General features: G+C 74.6%; 1 pseudogene. It reads left to right on the top strand.

The features are described 5' to 3' along the window. Positions 1-236: pseudogene (locus AC0CH3_RS17970) on the top strand (ABC transporter permease); the annotation flags it as partial.

The raw sequence follows: 236 nt of genomic DNA, 5'->3' as shown, positions 1-236 counted from the left end.
CCGCCTCGTCGAGGCGCCGCGAGCCGCGCCCGTGGTGATCGCCGCCATCCGCACCGCCGCGGTCTGGACGATCGGCGCGGCGACGCTGTCGACCCCGGTCGGCCAGCCGAGTCTGGGCGACATGATCTTCGCCGGGCTCCAGACGCAGAACTGGGCGCTCGGTCTCGCCGGCTGCCTGTCCGCCGCCGCGCTCGCCTTGTGCGTCGACGCGCTGATCGGCGGGAGCGAATTCGGGA

The organism is Sphingomonas sp. AC449 (assembly GCF_979253475.1).
The sequence above is the reverse complement of the archived record's forward strand: the minus strand, read 5'-3'. Positions and strand labels throughout refer to the sequence as shown.